This window comes from Sporosarcina gallistercoris, assembly GCF_050459885.1.
GTDB lineage: Bacteria > Bacillota > Bacilli > Bacillales_A > Planococcaceae > Sporosarcina > Sporosarcina gallistercoris_A.
Genome location: NZ_JBCMNO010000017.1, coordinates 13,778 through 31,771 on the forward strand (window position 1 = coordinate 13,778; position 17,994 = coordinate 31,771).

Below are 17,994 nucleotides of genomic sequence, written 5' to 3' on the forward strand. Positions count from 1 at the left end.
AAATATACCGTTTGGCTGAATTGAGATCAAGTACGATACCAAATAAAAGTTTCTTTTCTTTAGTTGTAAACTTTTTCAAGGCAATCGACTCTATATGAGTGAAGGGCGTTAGAGAGGAGGAGCCATGGATTCACAGTTGTTGTTGGAACTCTACAAGAAACAGGCAAAAATGATTTATTTTTATTTAAAGAAGAACGGTTGCAGCCATGAGGATGCGGAAGACATTGTTCAAGAAAGTTATATGAGATATATCGCGTATAGCAGCGGAGTTCCACCAGACAAAGCCCTCTCCTATATTTTCACTATTGCTTTGAATGAGTTTAGAAAGAAATTGAAGAAAAGAGGAAAAGAACAAGTGATTACGGTGGATGACCTTCATTTCTGGAATAATTTTGCGAATGACCAAGACACGGAGTCTAGTGTATTGCATAGTGAAATGAATCAGGAAATCACCCGTACGTTAGGGCACATGAAGGAAGTGTATAGGAAGCTGCTGGTTTTAAAATACGAGCTGGAGCTTAGTTACCATGATATTGCCCTATTATTAGGAATGAAAGTAGAAACAGTTAGAACTTATTTGTTTCGGGCGAGAAAAGAATTTCAAGAAATGTGGAGGACATTAAATGGATGAAATGACTGAGGATATTTTTGACGAGAAAAAAATCAAAACTGCAATAAAAAAAGGTAAAAGAAAGACGATCTTAACAATTGTTTTTATATCTATCATTGTTTTTGTCAGTCTCAACATAGTTAACTTCGCTACTTATGCGTACTTCAGCCAAAAGGCATTTAAGCAATGGGATGCATACGTCCGACTGAGTACACCGAATGGCTATATAAGTGAAACCGTGGATACAAGTGGGATTTTAGGAGGAGAGAGCCAATATAAAGTTTCAAAGGATATGAAAATTAAGTCGCTCGTGATCGAACAAAACCAATACAAATTTGGCGTGAACCCCTCTACCTCAATCTCAAGAGGAGCTGGTGGCAGCATCGCGGTCACTGGAGAGGATTGGCAAAAAACGTATAAGGAAAATGGTTGGCGTGATCTAATGTTTTTCCATCCGAGTGTGACATATCAAAAATACAAACATGATGAAGACCTGATTAATCAGATGGGTGGAAATAAAATTTATGAAATGGCGCTCTCTTTTGACAAGCCATACAAACAAAGAGAACTCCCTTTGTACGAACTCCCGGCAATGACTTGGTTTTGGGTGAATACCTATAGTGGCAACCAATTAGAAACATTCCGGCAAGAAGCGACAGAAAACGATTGGACGTCCACTTTTATAAGAGAGAATGACGCGCTAGGTTTTTCTGTAAATTCACCTATTTTTTCAACGATTCAATTGGATCATGAATATAAAGACTTCCTAAATCTCTTGAAAATGAGTGTATCTCAAGACCATGGAAAGGCCTATGACACGATGAAAAATGTAAACAGCGATGATTTGGAGATTTTAGGAATCGTTATTTATGGTACAAAAGATGAACTGGCAGACATCATAAAGAATCCTATCGTTAAGGCTTCTTCCTTAGGAGGGGTCATTGATAATTATTAACCAGTTGTTGAAACGAATATAAGTAGTTGTCTATCCACATATCCATCAATGCCACCATAATTCTGCTCCCTTCCTGATGACATCTCTGGATTCAATTCCGGACTGCGCAGCGGATCGTTCCTACTCGGTTTACCAGGCACTCTCCTTGGAAATACTAAAACAAAAAGGGGGGCGGGCTGCGAATGCGGGTAAAGCGTGTGACGAACTGGGAAAATCGGAAAAAGTTCCGGACAAGGAATCTGTGGGCGGGAATTTTGTTCGGGCTGGGGTTTGTGGCGTTTATGGATGAGATGGTGTTTCATCAGCTGCTGCATTGGCATAAGTTCTATGACAAATCGACGGTGGCGGTAGGGCTGGTGTCGGACGGGTTGTTTCACGCATTCAGCTGGTTTGCGACAGTGGGCGGCTTGTATTTGGCGGCGGATCTGAACAGGCGGAATGCGCTCTGGCATAAGATGTTCTGGGGCGGCAAACTGATCGGTGGCGGAGCGTTCCAATTGTATGACGGAACAGTGCAGCATAAAGTCTTGCAGATCCATCAAATCCGTTATGATGTCGATATTGTTCCGTATGATCTCGTATGGAACGGGACTGCGGTTATCATGATTGTGGCGGGTCTTCTGCTGGTGCGCTCAGCTGGAAGGGATGCGCGGCAGGTGAAACCTCATGTCACATGATTCCTTTTTCGCAGTGACGGATTGGCTATTCGGGATTCCTGCGCTTTTAGCAATCGGACTCTATCTGTTCGGTGTCTATCGGTCCGATCGGCAGCAACGTCTCCGCAGATGGCCGAGAATCCGGATTGTCTGGTGGGTATCGGGAGTGATTATTTCAGCGAGTGCGCTGGTCGGTCCGCTTGCTGTTTTGTCGCATGAAAACTTCACGTGGCATATGGCAGGGCATCTGCTGGTGGGGATGCTTGGTCCGCTTTTATTGGCACTTGGGGCGCCTGTGACACTGTTGCTCAGGGCGCTTCCCGTTCGGCGGGCGCGGCAGGTGAGCCGCTTGCTGAGGAGCCGGCTCGCCGGTTTCTATATCCATCCGATCACCGCTTCCGTACTGAATATCGGCGGCCTGTGGCTGTTGTATACGACGGGATTGTTTGAGGCAATGCACCATCATTTGTGGCTGCATGTCCTGATTCACGTCCATGTATTTGCGGCCGGCTATCTGTTTACGGTGTCCATGCTGGCAATCGATCCGGTATCGCGCCGGTTCAGCTATGCTTACCGCACGATTGTTTTCATTCTGGTGCTGGCGGGGCATGGCATCCTTTCGAAGTTCCTCTACGCCTATCCGCCGGACGGAGTGCCGATTGAAGAAGCCCGTGCTGGAGCGATATTGATGTATTATGGCGGGGATGCGGTCGATTTGGTGATGATTGTGTTGCTGTTCCGGGGATGGTATTTGTCGGCGGCGCCTGTCAGGCATCAGGTCCTGACGTAGTTCAAGTGCGATTCAAAATGGTGCAGAGTTGTTTGGGGGCTCGACGGTTTTCTCAAGAGCTGCATTGATAAGGCGAACGGATCAACCCTTCTCATAATGACGCAACGTTACCATACAAAAAAGAGCGGAATCGGATTCGTCATTCATCCGACTTCGCTCTTTTTTGGTTCACTCACGCATGTGCAGCAGCCGTTTGGAAAAACTCTTCATACAGAGAACGAAGGACAGCTGTTTCATCTTTTTTATGGACCCCGAACACGAGGCTGACCTCGGTGGATCCTTGGTTGATCATCTGAATGCTTGCCCCGGTTTTCGCAATGGCAGAAGCAGCACGTGCCGTTAATCCGGTTGTATCCCGCATACGTTCTCCGACAAGTACTACCATCGAATAGTCGCGTCGGAAATAGGCATCGTCCGCTTCAAGTTCTTCTTTCACCCGGCGCAAAATACGGGTTTCTTTTTCATCAGTCAAGAACATATCCCGGATAATGACGGACATGTTATCGATTCCTGAAGGCGTATGCTCGAATGGAATTTCCTCTTCTTCTAAAATCTGTAGCAACCGTCGACCGAACCCGATCTCGACGTTCATTAAGTATTTATCGACGAAAAGTGTGGAGAATCCGTCATCTGCAGCAATTCCGACGACTGGTTGAGAGCCACATTCACGCTCTTTCACAATCATCGTGCCGCGAGCACTCGGATTATTCGTGTTTTTAATGCATACCGGAATGGAGTGCAAAAATGCAGGGCGCAGCGCTTCATCGTGAAATACTGTGAATCCTGCGTATGAAAGCTCACGCATTTCGCGGTAGGTCATCGTATGGATGGCGCACGGCTGATCCACGACGTTTGGATTGGCGGAAAACACCGAATCGACATCAGTGAAATTTTCATACAGGTCAGCCCCTGTTGCTGCAGCGAGCAGAGATCCAGTGATATCTGATCCCCCGCGATTGAATGTACGGAGTGTTCCGTCTTTTGTGTAGCCGAAAAATCCCGGGAACACGACAATACCGTTTCTATTGCGCAAGTTGGCAAGGAGTTCCTCACCTTCAGGAAGCGCCTGTACACGTTGCGGGCGTTCGTTAACGAGTAAGCCGCCATCTTTCGGACAGACGTATGTCGCGTCCATGCCAATTGACTGCAAATATGCAGCAATGAGTTTCGCGTTGTTGTCTTCACCGGATGCTTTTAGGCTATCCATGAAAAGGATGGGATCTCCTTTATCGAGGGAGAGCCGTTCACGCAAGTCTGTTTCAATCACACCGTTCATTGTGCCATCGAGACCCAGCTCTTTTGCAATCTCTTCGTAGCGAGCAAGGACTTGTTGAAGTTCTGGTTCTGCGTCTTGCCCAATCAAGGCCTTTTCTGCCAGAAGAATGAGCAGATCCGTTACTTTGATGTCTTCACTGTGACGTTTACCTGGAGCAGAAACGACAATGATTTTTCGGGATGAATCGGAAAGGATAATGTTTGCTACTTTTTTGATTTGTTGAGCCGATGCAACAGACGTTCCGCCAAATTTACAAACTTTCATTTCACCAGATCCAATCTTTAATTAATTATGATTTGTGTGATATATTGAATAACAATAACACGATAGGGTTGTCCTGTGAAGACTTTATCTTTATAATGTCTCTATGGAAAGGACAATTGTTGTTTCATAGTGTACATACAGCGGGGGGAATCGTCAAATGAGGAAAGAAATAGGAATTGGCTTACTTGGTTTCGGAATTGTCGGAAGCGGCGTTGCTAAGATTTTACATAACCATCGGGACGACTTGCAGCATAAGCTGGGCGTTCCTGTACGCATTAAGCGTGTGTTGATAAAAGATAAAAACAAAGAACGGGATACGGAATTGCCGAAAGAGGCATTCACGGACCAACTGGACGACTTGTTGAATGACGAAGCGATCGATTTCATCGTCGAAGTGTTTGGTGGGACAGATGACGCTAAAACGGCTATAGAACGCTCTTTAAAAGCAGGAAAAGGTGTTGTCACAGCCAACAAGGATGTCATGGCGGTGTATGGAAAAGAATTACTTTCGTTAGCGGACGAAAACAGTTGTGACCTGTTCTACGAGGCAAGTGTAGGAGGCGGAATTCCGCTGATCCGGACACTGGAAGATGGACTTGCGTCTGATCGAATCACATCGCTGTTAGGCATCGTAAATGGGACAACGAACTTCATCCTCACGAAGATGAAGGAAGAGAAGAAGACGTATGAAAGCGCACTTGCTGAAGCAACAGCTCTCGGCTACGCAGAAGCGGATCCATCTGCTGACGTGGACGGTATAGACGCTGCGCGTAAGATGGCAATCCTCGCCTCGCTTTCGTTCTCGACAGAAGTGCATCTCGATGATGTCTACGTTCGCGGTTTAAGTGTCATTGAAGATGGAGATCTCGAACTTGCAGAGCAATTCGGCTATACCATTAAGATGGCAGGATCTGCGAAGAAGGATGAAAACGGGATTGAAGTGGCGGTTGAACCTGTTTTCGTGAAAAACGAACATCCTCTTGCTTCCGTAAATAATGAATTCAATGCCGTCTATGTTTACGGAGATGCGGTCGGGGAAACGATGTTTTACGGACCGGGTGCTGGTTCATTGCCGACTGCGACATCCGTCACATCGGATATCGTAGCGGCTTGCAGGAATCTATTGCTCGGTGTGAATGGAAAACGGATTCATTCCTTCCAATATGAGCGCAAGGTGAAATCGGATGATCAGAAGTTTGCAAACTATTTCCACCGGATTTCCGTCCAGGATGAAATCGGTGTGCTGTCCCGTTTGTCTTCTATATACAGCCATAATAAGGCGAGTTTGGCAACGGTGATTCAACATGCGGATCCAAAGCGCGAGGATGCGGATCTAATCTTCATCACTCATGCGATTTCCAGAGACCAGCATTTGAAAGTCATTGAAGAACTGAAAGTGGCACCGGAAGTGAATTGCGTACTGAGCCATTACAGAGTAGAGGGGGACTGACCGATGAGAAGATGGAATGGACTACTAGACGAATATCGGGAATGGCTTCCTGTAACGGAGCAAACACCCGATTTAACACTACAGGAAGGCAATACACCACTCATTCACTTGAAAAACTTATCTGAACAGTGGGGAGTGAATTTATATGTGAAAACGGAAGGGGCTAATCCGACGGGATCGTTTAAAGATCGCGGAATGGTGATGGCCGTTGCAAAAGCGAAAGAAGAAGGAAAAACGACATTGATCTGCGCATCGACAGGCAATACGTCTGCATCAGCGGCCGCTTACGGTGCACGTGCAGGGATGCGTACAATCGTTGTGATTCCCGAAGGCCGGATTGCGCTTGGGAAATTAGCACAAGCGAAAATGTATGGCGCTGAGATTCTTGAAATCGAAGGGAACTTTGATGAAGCGCTGCAAATGGTACGAGAAGCTGGAGGGGGCGACATCGCTCTTGTGAACTCGGTTAATCCGTATCGATTGGAAGGCCAAAAAACGATTGCATTTGAAACGATTGAACAGCTTGGCTGTGTTCCGGACATTTTTGCCCTACCAGTTGGAAATGCTGGCAACATATCAGCTGCTTGGAAAGGCTTTACGGAGTATGCAGAGAAAAAAGGTGGAAACAAGCCGCGATTGTTAGGCGTACAAGCGGATGGTGCAGCACCGATTGTATACGGTCGTGTGTTCGATCAGCCTGAAACAGTTGCGACTGCCATCCGGATCGGGAATCCAGCGAGCTGGCACTTGGCAGAAACAGCGTTGTCGGAATCAGACGGCCACATTTTATCGGTGACAGATGAAGAAATTCTGGAAGCGTACAGCCTGCTTGCGGCTACGGACGGTGTGTTTGCAGAGCCTGCTTCATGTGCGACGATTGCAGGACTTAAAAAGCGGATCGATGCTGGAGAAATCGAGAAAGGAACGACGATTGTCGGTGTCTTGACGGGGAATGGATTGAAAGATCCTGAGACCGCAATTCGAGTCAATGATGGGAAGCCATTTATGACACGTGCGGAATTCGAAGCATTCGCAGCTGACTTGCAGAAGGAGGCGAAGTAAATGGGAAAACCTCCATTTACCGTAACTGTACCTGCGACGACTGCCAATCTTGGGCCGGGGTTTGACAGTATCGGCATGGCGCTGTCGTTATATATGACAGTCCATGTAGAACCTGCAGACCGATGGAAGGTCGTTTACGAAGACGAAGGGATGAAAAGCCTGCCGACGGATGAAGACAACTTGATCGTTCAGACGATCGGAAAAGTGGTGCGTCGCGCAGGACGTGAAACGATTCCCTGCACGTTACGTGTGAAGTCTGATATCCCATTAGGGAAAGGACTGGGCAGCAGTGCTGCTGCCATTGCGGCAGGCGTTGAAATCGCGGACCATCTCCATGGATTGAAGATGAATCAGAAAGAGAAGATGTGGTTCGGGGTCAGCATCGAAGGTCACGCCGATAACGTGACTGCTGCGATTGCAGGCGGCGCAACGATTTCATTTTACGATCACACGTCATTGGAAGTCATGAAGTTCGGCGCACCACAAATTGGCGCTGTAGTCCTCGTTCCTCCTGTCGAAATGAAAACTGGCGACTCCCGCGGGCTCTTGCCGTCTCAATTGGATCATAAGAAAGCGACTGAAGGAAGTGCTGCAAGCAGTCTAATGGCAGCAGCCCTTGCTAAAGGGGAATGGTCGCTAGTTGGCCGCATGATGGATCGCGACATCTTCCATGAGCCCTATCGCAAAAAGCTGTTTCCCGATTTTGATGCAGTCCGGGAAGTGAGTCACGCACATGGTGCTTACGGTATGACCCTGAGCGGTGCGGGACCTTCACTGTTTGTCGCGGTACATGAAGGACGTGAAGAAGAAGCAGCCCGTTTGCTTCAAGAGCAATTTCCTTATTACCGATGTATCGCTGTCATACCTGTTACGGAAGGCGCAACGGTAAAGGAATAAAAAAAATGAGGGAGCACATGGGTGTTGCACATGTACTCCCAATTTGAAACGCGTTTTTCCCTTCATGTAAAAGAGAATGAAAAAAGCTGTCCATGAACAGGTTTCCCTTTTCATGGACAGCTTTTTTCTATGTGATAAAGATAAAAATTATGTATGGAGGAGGTAGAGGGATTCGAACCCCCGCGGGTTTTGACACCCCTGTCGGTTTTCAAGACCGATCCCTTCAGCCGAACTTGGGTATACCTCCGTGTTAGACAAGTAATAATATATCAGGCATCAGAAAAGAAGTCAACTACTTTTTACGGAAAATTTAACTGTGATTTGCGAATGGGTGAAAGTTGATTTTTTATCGGGCTACTCGTATAATGAGAGTTGCCGTGCTAGGTGGGGAGGTAGCGGTGCCCTGTAACTTGCAATCCGCTCTAGCAAGACTGAATCCCTTTCCTGAGGCCGTCCGTATTGTAGGGTCTGCCTTTTGCACGTAGTGTTGACATTTGGGTCCCGCGCAATGGGAACCCATGAACCATGTCAGGTCCGGAAGGAAGCAGCATTAAGTGGAATTTCTCATGTGCCGCGGGGTCGCCTAAATCGAGCCAACGACAAGAGTAACGCTTATGTGCGGCGGTCGAAGGAAGGTGCACGGCGTACATAACAAAGCCTCTCATCCAGATTTGGATGAGAGGCTTTTTCATGTTTTTGGATAATTACTTTTATCGTTAGATACCTGGTTTGAAAAACGCTTATTAGATTTTCAATACTGCTTTTAGCAACAAAATACAGGAATTATGAAGCAATGTCCTTATAGTAACAGGTTCAGTTATTTCAAGGAAGAATGAGGAACGAATCCTACCACATTTGCGGAAGATTTAATAAGTGTCCAACTTCCAACGTGATAACCGATGCTAACTTTTTCATTGCGTTTTAAAGTCCCTGCTTGAGCAAATTTATCTGACGGCCCTTTGTTGATCGGACATGAATCCATGTTTACAGTCATTTCACGATCAAAAGAAATAGGAGGGCTAGTTAAACGAAGAGTAAAATCAATGGCCCTTGCTAAAAAGATTGCGTAGTCCGATCTAATAATCTTTTTATCTGCGCCAAATGTCCCGTCCTCGAATCCGACTGCTATACCTCTTGTTATAAGCGCTTTAGCCGCTCCAGATGTGGAATTATTATAATCGTAGTCGAATGTTCTACTGATCATAAGAGCCATTTCGCCACGTGTAAGAGGGGCATCAGGTTTAAACGTACCATCGTTGTAACCAGAAATGACTTTTTTATCAACAGCGGATTGAATATAGCCAGAGGCAAACGAATTAGCATTAACATCTTTAAAGGTTGTTTTTCTTCTGGTTCCGTCGAGATTTAAAGAACGACCGATCATAGCCATAGCTTCCGCACGTGTAACTTGTCTATCTGGATTATAATAACCCTGAGTGTCACCCGATACGATATCGCCTTGAGCCAAGTAGGTGATTTCTTTAAAACCTCTATGCTTCGAACTAATATCTTTAAATAATCCAGGAGTCGGCATATCCGTTATTCCGTCCTTCAAAACAAAAGCACGTTTACTTTCAACGCCTGTATGAGACACGGATTTCACTCCATAAGTATAGACGCTGCTTTTGTTCGCTGTTGAATCTACGTAAACCGTATTCCCTTTTGTAGAATAAACAACGTCCAAAATACTTTCAGGATCTTCATAGGAGCCTTCTTTGGTTCCTTCAAAGCGGTAAATTACGTATTTCCTTGGGAGATTCCCGTTTTTGTCTATAATAGTCAGTTTCATCTTGGAAGATTCTTTACTTAACTTTACATCAGTCGGGGGAGCAGGTATTGAAGAACCCTTCCAAGGTACAGCAGGTGTTAAAGCTTTTGAATGGTACATCTGTTTTTTCATGTATGCAGCATAACCGAGAGCGTTGCTATTAATGCTTCTTAAAGAGAAATGCATTTGCCCTTTTACACTAGTATTCGCTCTATTGGCAATTACTTGTTTGGTAAGCTCTGTTTTGTCACTCCATGCTTTATCGGAATCGTTCCCTACTTTATAATCAGCCATCCCTATGTACAAGTTGATGGGATGAGCTTTTGCATAAGTTTGGACTTCGCGTCCCCACCAATCCAATAATGTAGAATAATTTGCAGCTTTGTAACTTCTTGACCAATAGATCTGAGGCGCAATGTAGTCAATGCTGCCATCTTTGATCCATTGTCTAGTATCAGCGTAAATGCCATCGTAATTACTCATTCCATTTGTATCGCTGCCCGTAGAATCTTCTCCCTTATTCCTCCAAATTCCAAAAGGGGAGATTCCATATTGAACGTGAGGCTTCGTTGCTTTAATCGTATTGTAAACATTTTTAACTAATTGATTGACGTTATTACGGCGCCAATCTTCAATTTGTTTGAAAGAACTTCCGTATTTTTTAAAGGCGTCTTGATCTTTAAATGTTTCGCCCTGTATTTTATAAGGATAGAAATAATCATCCATGTGTACAGCGTCAACATCATAATTGGCTACTAATTCTTTTACAGTGGAAACCAAGTACTCTTGTACTTCCGGAAGACCGGGATTTAAATAGTATTGACTCCCATACTTTACTACCCAGCCAGGATTTTTACGGGCAATATTATGAGCAGCCAAATCAGACAGTTTCTGTGAAGGCATTGTAACGCGATAAGGATTTACCCATGCATGCAGTTCTAAACCACGTTTATGCGCTTCGTCTATCATGATTTGCAAAGGATCATATCCTGGGTTTGTCCCTTGTTTCTTACCTGTTATGTAGGAAGACCAAGGTGCAAGTTTGGAGGGATATAGCGCATCGTTTAATGGTTTGGCTTGGAAAATGACGGTATTGAAATGATCGGCTTTAAGTTTGTCCAATGTGGTTGTTACCCACTGTGTGTACGCAGATTTACTCATTCCGGATTTCATATCAATATTCGTAATGGTTGCGATCCAGGCAGCCCGCATTTCGTTTTTAGGATTGCCTGTACTAGCATTGACATTTTGAATTTTGAACATGGGAATAAGTAATACTAAAACTAAAAAAGTTGCTAGAAAACGGGCGAAGTTTTTTTCTGACATTATAATTGTATTCCTCCTCAAGATAGTAGGGTATCGATATAGTTAGATATGAAGAAAATAATTGAAAACATAATGTAAAAGAACGATTTTTCTATTACATTGTATACAAGCGAAGTGTTAGAACTGGTGACTGGATTTTGAAAACTTGAATTTCCTTTGACTATTTTCATGATGAAAGTTGATCGTAACCTATAAAAATTCCAAAAAAAGGACATATCCAATGGATAATATTACATGAATAGTTTCATTTTAACAATAGCTTTTCGCCTATTTATAGAAAATTATTTCCAGAAAAGAAGGAGGCCATTTCTTCACATTGCTAGTTAAAGTAGTGCGCAAGATTTTGTTTCAGAAATACGCTGATGTTATCTACTTGAACTGACAAAGGAGTTGATGGGAAAAGAGCGTGGAAACACTCCGTGACCCAGAATCGAATTGTACAATCCGTGACAAAAAGCTGCATCGGAAATAGAGATTCCCTCTATAAGAAATCATTTGTAAATACCGCTTTTGAACAGCGTCTTATCTGTTTGTTTGTGATATACTTATAGGAATGAACCAAGCGAAAAGAAAGGGGAGCGGACGGTTGAGTTATCAAGCTTTTTACCGGGTATACCGGCCTCAGACATTCCACGAAATGTCAGGACAGCAACACGTTAAACAAACACTTCAAAACGCTCTCCTCCATAACAAAACGACCCACGCCTACTTATTTTCAGGTCCCCGCGGAACTGGGAAGACGAGTGCCGCTAAAATCTTTGCGAAGGCACTGAATTGCGAGAATGGACCCGCCAAAGAACCATGTAACGAATGTGAGACGTGCCGAACGATTACAGAAGGATCGAATACGGATGTGATTGAATTTGACGCAGCCTCCAATTCCCGGGTTGAAGAAATGCGGGACATCATTGAAAAAGTCCGGTATGCGCCGGCATCTTCCAAATATAAAGTCTATATTATCGATGAAGTGCATATGCTTTCCAATTCAGCTTTCAATGCACTATTAAAGACATTGGAAGAACCACCTGCCCACGCGGTGTTCATCCTAGCGACAACAGAGCCTCATAAACTGCCGCTTACGATCATTTCCCGTTGTCAGCGATTCGATTTCAAGCCGATAACTGCAACGGAAATTGTGGAGAGGATGACACACGTTCTAAAGGACGCGGACATAGAGGCTGACAACAGTGCACTCAAAGTCATCGCGCAAGCCGCTTCGGGCGGGATGCGCGATGCGCTCAGTATGCTGGACCAAGTCGTTTCTTTCAGTGGTGATCGTGTCACTGCAGAAGAGGCACTGCTCGTTACGGGTTCTGTCGGGGAAGACATCTTCCATCAGCTTGCAGAAGCGTTGCTTACGAAAGACGCCGGTGCTGCACTGACATTGTTGAATCGTCTCATTGCAGAGGGGAAGGATGTTTCACGCCTAGCAGAGAATTTAATAACGTTCTTCCGTGATTTACTGTTATTGCGGACAGCTCCTGATCTTAAGGATTTATTGGAAGTCATTTCGGGTGATGAGCGTTTCATTGCGTTAGCACAAGCGTTTGAGCCGGATACTTTATATACCTATATCGATATTCTAGGAGAGACCCAGCAAGAAATGCGGTTCTCGAATCATGCCAAAGTGTATATCGAATCGGCATTATTGAAGATGGTTCAAACACGCGGAACTGCTTCGTCAGGAACAGGCGGTACAGCAGCATCTCCGGAACTGGAACAAAAGATTGCTGCACTGGAACGGATTGTTGGAGAATTGCAGCAACAGCTCGCTAACGGCGGGGGACAGGCTGCCCAAACGGGAGAAAAGGCACCGGCAGCACGTAAAAATTCATCGAACAATGCCCGTGCCTATAAGATTCCGACCGGCAAAGTCCATCAAGTACTCAGTGCTGCGACCAAGCAGGACATTCAAGTGATTCGGGAAGAGTGGGCACGTATGATGCAGACGATGCAGCGTTCGCATTCTGCGCTTCTTGAAGAAACGGAGCCGGTTGCAGCATCGGATAGTGCGTTTGTGTTAAAATTCAAATATGAAATCCATTGTCTCATGGCATCTGAAAATGCTTCGCTCCGCTCAGGTCTTGCGGAAGCGCTGCGTCAACAAACAGGCAAAGCCTACGACGTTGTTTACGTCCCTGAAGAGGGATGGCTTAAAGTTAGAGAGGATTTCATCCGCAAGAGTGGCATGGCAAAACAACCATCGCAAACGGAAGAGAACTCCGAAAGTAACGGCGAACCTTCTGAAGTTTCAGGGTCGGAAGAAATTCCGGCGTTCCTTGAAGGTGCCGAACTGACACAAGAGGATCCGATTGTATCGGAAGCGGAGAAATTATTTGGTAAGGAATTCATTACCGTCCATGACGAGTAACTTAACTAAAAGAGGAGGAAATAATAATGCGTGGAATGGGAAATATGCAAGGTATGATGAAACAAATGCAAAAGATGCAAAAGCAAATGGCAGAGGCACAAGAAAAATTAGGTGAAGAGCGTTTGGAAGGTGCAGCAGGTGGCGGCATGGTGAAGGTAATCGTATCTGGCGATAAAAAGGTTGTGGAAGTTATCGTTGACCCGTCCGTTATCGATCCTGAAGATGCTGAAATGTTACAAGACTTGATCGTGATTGCAACGAATGACGCGATGGAAAAAGCAGAAGAATTAACGAACTCTACGATGGGACAATTCACGAAGGGATTGAACCTTCCTGGGATGTTCTAGGAGGCAAAACCATGCATTATCCTGAACCGATATCTAAACTGATTGACAGTTTTATGAAACTGCCAGGCATCGGCCCGAAAACCGCGGGCCGGCTGGCATTTTTTGTGTTGAGTATGAAAGAAGACACGGTGCTCGACTTTGCGAAAGCATTGGTTGATGCCAAACGTAATCTTAGATTTTGCTCGATTTGCGGACATATTACGGATATCGACCCGTGTCACATTTGTCAGGATCAGTCGCGCGATCGTTCTCTTATTTGCGTAGTACAAGATCCGAAAGATGTCATTGCTATGGAAAAAATGCGAGATTACAAAGGACTGTATCATGTTCTCCATGGCGCAATTTCCCCTATGGATGGTATCGGTCCGGAGGATATTAACGTCCCTGACTTGTTGAAACGTCTACAAGACGAGGAAGTGGAAGAGCTGATTCTCGCAACCAATCCGACAATTGAAGGCGAAGCAACCGCTATGTATATTTCACGTCTCGTGAAGCCGTCTGGCATTCCAACGACCCGGATCGCTCATGGGTTACCGGTTGGTGGAGATCTCGAGTACGCCGATGAAGTGACGCTGTCTAAAGCATTAGAAGGGCGGCGCCAGCTGTGAGACGGACTGGTGGGTTGTTTCGTCGAAAGCACAAGTTGAAACGGGAGTACGATGAAAAATTACGGGCATTGATGATCGATACACGAGAAGAGTGGGAACAGGCAAAATCGATTGAAAAGTATGCGGACGAATTCGATCAAGAGGTAATGATCCGAAGAAAAATCGCTGAAAGCAATCATTTCTACTTGTACAAGGAAGCTAAAATAAGAAATCTTGGCATCGAGTGAACTAAATAAGGACTACTTTGCATAGACTGCTATTAGTCTATTGTAAAGGGGGCAGCTTCTGCTATGAAAGTTGCAATAATTCTTGCACTCGGTGTTGTCCTGCTCTTCATCCTGCGTTTGACCAAGCCCCAACTGCAAACAGCGGCTGAAAAACTTTCCGTTTTATGGTTCAGACTCGCTTTCGCGTTTTTCGTTTTATTCATTTTGAATATCGCAGGCGGGTTTGTTGGATTGTACGTGCCGATTAATATTGGATCCGGTTTTTTACTGGCAGTGCTTGGAATTCCAGGATTGGCGTCCTTACTCGTCCTGGCAGTTTTCTTGTAAGGATGAATTGTGAAAGATGCCCTACCATGAAGTCAGCCAATGTGTGCTGACTTTTTTTACATAGAAGATGGAGCAAAATACATGAGGAAGGAGGGGGACACATCAATGGATCACACAAAAAAACCTGTAGTGGAAGCGCTCGAGACCTTTCTAGCATCACGGCCTGTATCATTTCATGTACCTGGACACAAGCACGGCTTGCTCTCTGGTCTGCCTGAGGGTCTCAAAGCTGCACTTCGCTACGATGTAACGGAACTATCCGGACTGGATGATTTGCATGCCCCTGCTGAAATGCTCGCAGAAGCTCAGACAATGTTGGCGCATGTTTACGGAGCCAGCCAAAGCTATTTCCTTGTGAATGGCTCTACAGTCGGCAACCTTGCGATGATCCGGACAGTTTGTGCATCGGGTGAAACAGTGCTCGTTCAACGTAACGCACACAAATCCGTGTTCCATGCATTGGAGTTGGCATCTGTACAAGCAATCCTCCTCACCCCAGAGTGGGACGAAGCGACGTGCACAGCTGGATCTGTTTCATCGGCAACTGTTCGAGAGGCACTTGAACGGCATCCGGATGCAAAAGGTGTAGTTGTCACGTACCCGACGTACTATGGGACAACGGGAAATGAGTTGCAGACAATTGTGGGAATTGCGCACGAGCGGAGGATACCTGTACTTGTAGATGAAGCCCATGGCGCACATTTCATTGCAGGGGCTCCATTTCCGCCGTCTGCACTTAAACTAGGGGCCGATATCGTTGTTCATTCGGCACACAAAACGCTATCTGCGATGACACAGGCTTCTTTTTTACATGTAAACTCACAGCTAGTGGATGTAGACCGGCTCACGCGCACACTATCCATGTTGCAAACAAGTAGTCCGTCTTACCTGCTGCTCGCATCGCTAGACGATGCCCGTGCGATGATTGCTGCCTATTCAGAGGATGACAAGCAAGCATTTCTCGCATGGCGACGTGAATTCATCGGCCAGCTCAGTGCGATCAAAGCGCTTGAAGTGATTGAGACCGAGGATCCGTTGAAAATTCTCTTGCGACAAAAAGAAGCATCCGGGTATACGCTTCAGCATTCGTTGGAAGAAGAGGGAATCTATACAGAACTGGCGGATGAACGACAAGTGTTATTCGTGCTTCCATTACTAACAGTAGCCATATCCTACCCAACCCAATCCATTTGCGAAGCAATCGATTCAGCTGTGCAAAGGTTGCGTGGAGCGGGGGAACCAGTACCTGAAAATAATGAATCGATTGAGGAAACACCACATAAGCTGGTGATAACAACGAGTGCCCAATCGAAGAAAGATACAACATGGATGCCTGCAGAGTCAGCAATTGGATTAGAGCTAGCTGCGGCGATTATTCCGTATCCACCTGGAATTCCACTCGTCTTAAGTGGGGAGAAATTGAATCCCCAACTCATTCAAGAGATCTGTCATATGATGGATTCAGGTGCAAAGTTTCAAGGAGCAGTTCGAGCAAATGGACCAACCACTGAATTTGAAGTGTTGCGTGCACAAGGAGAAGATTGTAATGGCTAAAGGAATATTTATCACATTCGAAGGACCAGAAGGGGCAGGAAAAACAACGGTTATCAAAGAAATCCATAACCGTTTGCAGCAACAAGGAAAATACTCGGTATTAACGCGGGAGCCTGGCGGAATCCGGATTGCAGAGAAAATCAGAACGATTATTTTAGATAATAATCATGAAGAAATGGATGGGCGGACAGAGGCGTTGTTGTACGCAGCTGCTAGACGGCAGCATCTAACCGAAAAAGTCATCCCTGCACTGGAAGAGGGGGCGATTGTCCTTTGCGATCGCTTCGTTGACAGTTCCCTCGCGTACCAAGGGTATGCAAGGGGGCTGGGTATCGATGAGGTGCTCGCAATCAATGAATTTGCGATCAATGGACTCATGCCTGACCACACGATCTACTTTGACTTGACCCCGGAATCCGGTTTAGCAAGAATTGCAGCGAGTGGTGAACGGGAACAGAACCGTTTGGATAATGAAACCCTGCAATTCCATAAAGACGTTGCGGAAGGTTATCGTCTCGTACAGCAAAGATTTCCAAAAAGGATTCAATCCATTGATGCGAGCGGTTCAGTAGAAGAGGTTACAGAAATTGTATGGAAAACAGTTGCATCACTCATTTCTTAAGCCATTTCATGATATAATGAAAGAAAGCGGAAAAGGAGAGATACCCCGTGAAACTTATAGTGGCAGTAGTACAAGACCAAGACAGTAATCGACTTTCATCTGCATTGACAAAAGGTGACTTCCGTGCAACGAAATTGGCAAGTACAGGCGGATTCTTGAAGTCAGGGAACACAACGTTTTTGATCGGTACAGACGATAGTCTTGTTCCAAAGGCTTTGGACCTCATTCGGGATAATTGCCGTTCACGTGATCAGATGGTAGCCCCCGTCTCACCAATGGGTGGAAACGCTGACTCCTATATTCCGTATCCAGTTGAAGTTGAGGTCGGTGGGGCAACGGTTTTCGTTCTGCCAATTGAACAATTCCGTCATTTCTGATCCATATCGGAGTGAATTTTAATGAAAGTTAATAATGAGTACCGTGCGGGTCTTGATAAAATGCGAAACGATCCGTTAAAGTCTCCTCAGGGTGGGGAGCGATTCGGACAAATGGTTCAAAAACAGGAATCACGTCTGCATGGGGAACAGATTACTCGTCTGCTTGGTGATATTTCCAGCGCAGGAGACCGGCTTGCCCGGTCCCGCAACTTGCGGGACATGGCTAAGTATAAAATGCTCGTCAAACGTTTTCTGAAAGAGTCAGTTGAAACCGGTCTCGGTCTAAAGCAATCACATACGTGGAACCAGTACGGAGAAGGACGACGACTTAAAATTGTTGAAACAATTGACCAAAAGCTGATTGAATTGGCTGAGCAATTGCTTCAAGATGAAGAATCGTCTTTGGATCTTCTCGCTAAAATTGGTGAAATCAAAGGACTTCTCATCAATCTATATACATGAGGACGTTTTCTGATTCATAAGAAAACGTCTTTTTTATACGAAAGG

The 17,994-nt window shown here is 45.4% G+C and carries 18 protein-coding genes, 1 tRNA gene and 1 other RNA gene; 17 read left to right on the forward strand and 3 right to left on the reverse strand.

Annotation, left to right across the window (positions count from 1 at the left end; genetic code table 11):
* Positions 1-124 precede the first annotated feature (124 nt).
* The 4 genes from ABE021_RS10295 to ABE021_RS10310 all read left to right on the forward strand — a co-directional run bounded on the left by ABE021_RS10295 (position 125) and on the right by ABE021_RS10310 (position 3,011).
* Entirely contained in the window at positions 125-631 is a 507-nt protein-coding gene (locus ABE021_RS10295) for an RNA polymerase sigma factor (RefSeq protein ID WP_430288513.1), read from the forward strand.
* Complete coding sequence (locus ABE021_RS10300) at positions 624-1,565, forward strand: anti sigma factor C-terminal domain-containing protein (protein ID WP_430288515.1); 942 nt, start codon at positions 624-626, stop codon at positions 1,563-1,565. Before ABE021_RS10295 ends, ABE021_RS10300 begins: the two co-directional genes overlap by 8 nt.
* Positions 1,566-1,747: 182 nt before the next feature.
* Positions 1,748-2,242, forward strand: a complete 495-nt coding sequence (locus tag ABE021_RS10305; RefSeq protein ID WP_430288516.1) for a DUF2243 domain-containing protein — start codon at positions 1,748-1,750, stop codon at positions 2,240-2,242.
* Positions 2,232-3,011 (forward strand): cytochrome c oxidase assembly protein, encoded by a 780-nt coding sequence (locus ABE021_RS10310; RefSeq protein WP_430288518.1) that lies wholly within the window; start codon positions 2,232-2,234, stop codon positions 3,009-3,011. The genes ABE021_RS10305 and ABE021_RS10310 overlap by 11 nt, the downstream gene beginning before the upstream one ends.
* Before the next feature lie 172 nt (positions 3,012-3,183).
* Here the strand turns inward: ABE021_RS10310 and ABE021_RS10315 are convergent, their stop codons facing one another.
* Positions 3,184-4,551 carry an aspartate kinase gene (locus ABE021_RS10315; protein WP_430288519.1) on the reverse strand — a complete coding sequence of 456 codons (1,368 nt, stop codon included), beginning with the start codon at positions 4,549-4,551 and terminating at the stop codon, positions 3,184-3,186.
* 157 nt (positions 4,552-4,708) lie between these two features.
* On the opposite strand from ABE021_RS10315, the gene ABE021_RS10320 reads away from it, so the two are divergent.
* The 3 genes from ABE021_RS10320 to thrB are packed head-to-tail and all read left to right on the forward strand — an operon-like array spanning position 4,709 to position 7,960.
* Positions 4,709-6,001 (forward strand): homoserine dehydrogenase, encoded by a 1,293-nt coding sequence (locus ABE021_RS10320; protein ID WP_430288520.1) that lies wholly within the window; start codon positions 4,709-4,711, stop codon positions 5,999-6,001.
* 3 nt (positions 6,002-6,004) lie between these two features.
* Positions 6,005-7,063 (forward strand): threonine synthase, encoded by a 1,059-nt coding sequence (thrC, locus tag ABE021_RS10325; RefSeq protein WP_430288522.1) that lies wholly within the window; start codon positions 6,005-6,007, stop codon positions 7,061-7,063.
* Positions 7,064-7,960 (forward strand): homoserine kinase, encoded by an 897-nt coding sequence (gene thrB / locus ABE021_RS10330; protein ID WP_430288524.1) that lies wholly within the window; start codon positions 7,064-7,066, stop codon positions 7,958-7,960.
* Between the two features lie 154 nt (positions 7,961-8,114).
* Here the strand turns inward: thrB and ABE021_RS10335 are convergent.
* Positions 8,115-8,207: transfer RNA gene (locus ABE021_RS10335), tRNA-Ser, on the reverse strand.
* A 128-nt stretch (positions 8,208-8,335) separates the two neighbouring features.
* On the opposite strand from ABE021_RS10335, the gene ffs reads away from it, so the two are divergent.
* An RNA gene (ffs, locus tag ABE021_RS10340) (signal recognition particle sRNA large type) lies at positions 8,336-8,603 on the forward strand.
* Between the two features lie 174 nt (positions 8,604-8,777).
* Here the strand turns inward: ffs and ABE021_RS10345 are convergent.
* Positions 8,778-11,054, reverse strand: a complete 2,277-nt coding sequence (locus tag ABE021_RS10345; protein WP_430288526.1) for a family 10 glycosylhydrolase — start codon at positions 11,052-11,054, stop codon at positions 8,778-8,780.
* Positions 11,055-11,640: 586 nt separating this feature from the next.
* Between ABE021_RS10345 and dnaX the strand changes: the two genes are divergently transcribed.
* From dnaX to ABE021_RS10390, 9 genes are all read left to right on the forward strand, one after another.
* Positions 11,641-13,425, forward strand: a complete 1,785-nt coding sequence (gene dnaX / locus ABE021_RS10350) for a DNA polymerase III subunit gamma/tau (protein ID WP_430288528.1) — start codon at positions 11,641-11,643, stop codon at positions 13,423-13,425.
* Between the two features lie 26 nt (positions 13,426-13,451).
* Positions 13,452-13,772 (forward strand): YbaB/EbfC family nucleoid-associated protein, encoded by a 321-nt coding sequence (locus tag ABE021_RS10355; protein ID WP_191691866.1) that lies wholly within the window; start codon positions 13,452-13,454, stop codon positions 13,770-13,772.
* Between the two features lie 11 nt (positions 13,773-13,783).
* Complete coding sequence (gene recR, locus ABE021_RS10360) at positions 13,784-14,380, forward strand: recombination mediator RecR (RefSeq protein ID WP_191691864.1); 597 nt, start codon at positions 13,784-13,786, stop codon at positions 14,378-14,380.
* Positions 14,377-14,607 (forward strand): YaaL family protein, encoded by a 231-nt coding sequence (locus tag ABE021_RS10365; RefSeq protein ID WP_430288529.1) that lies wholly within the window; start codon positions 14,377-14,379, stop codon positions 14,605-14,607. The genes recR and ABE021_RS10365 overlap by 4 nt, the downstream gene beginning before the upstream one ends.
* Before the next feature lie 63 nt (positions 14,608-14,670).
* Entirely contained in the window at positions 14,671-14,934 is a 264-nt protein-coding gene (locus tag ABE021_RS10370; RefSeq protein WP_430288531.1) for a pro-sigmaK processing inhibitor BofA family protein, read from the forward strand.
* A 105-nt stretch (positions 14,935-15,039) separates the two neighbouring features.
* A complete protein-coding gene (locus ABE021_RS10375) occupies positions 15,040-16,488 on the forward strand; it encodes an aminotransferase class I/II-fold pyridoxal phosphate-dependent enzyme (protein ID WP_430288533.1) in 1,449 nt (482 codons plus the stop codon).
* A complete protein-coding gene (gene tmk, locus ABE021_RS10380) occupies positions 16,481-17,110 on the forward strand; it encodes a dTMP kinase (RefSeq protein WP_430288535.1) in 630 nt (209 codons plus the stop codon). Before ABE021_RS10375 ends, tmk begins: the two co-directional genes overlap by 8 nt.
* A gap of 47 nt (positions 17,111-17,157) precedes the next feature.
* Entirely contained in the window at positions 17,158-17,487 is a 330-nt protein-coding gene (locus ABE021_RS10385) for a cyclic-di-AMP receptor (RefSeq protein ID WP_025783662.1), read from the forward strand.
* Between the two features lie 21 nt (positions 17,488-17,508).
* Positions 17,509-17,949 carry a YaaR family protein gene (locus ABE021_RS10390; protein WP_430288537.1) on the forward strand — a complete coding sequence of 147 codons (441 nt, stop codon included), beginning with the start codon at positions 17,509-17,511 and terminating at the stop codon, positions 17,947-17,949.
* The last annotated feature ends 45 nt before the right edge of the window (positions 17,950-17,994 follow it).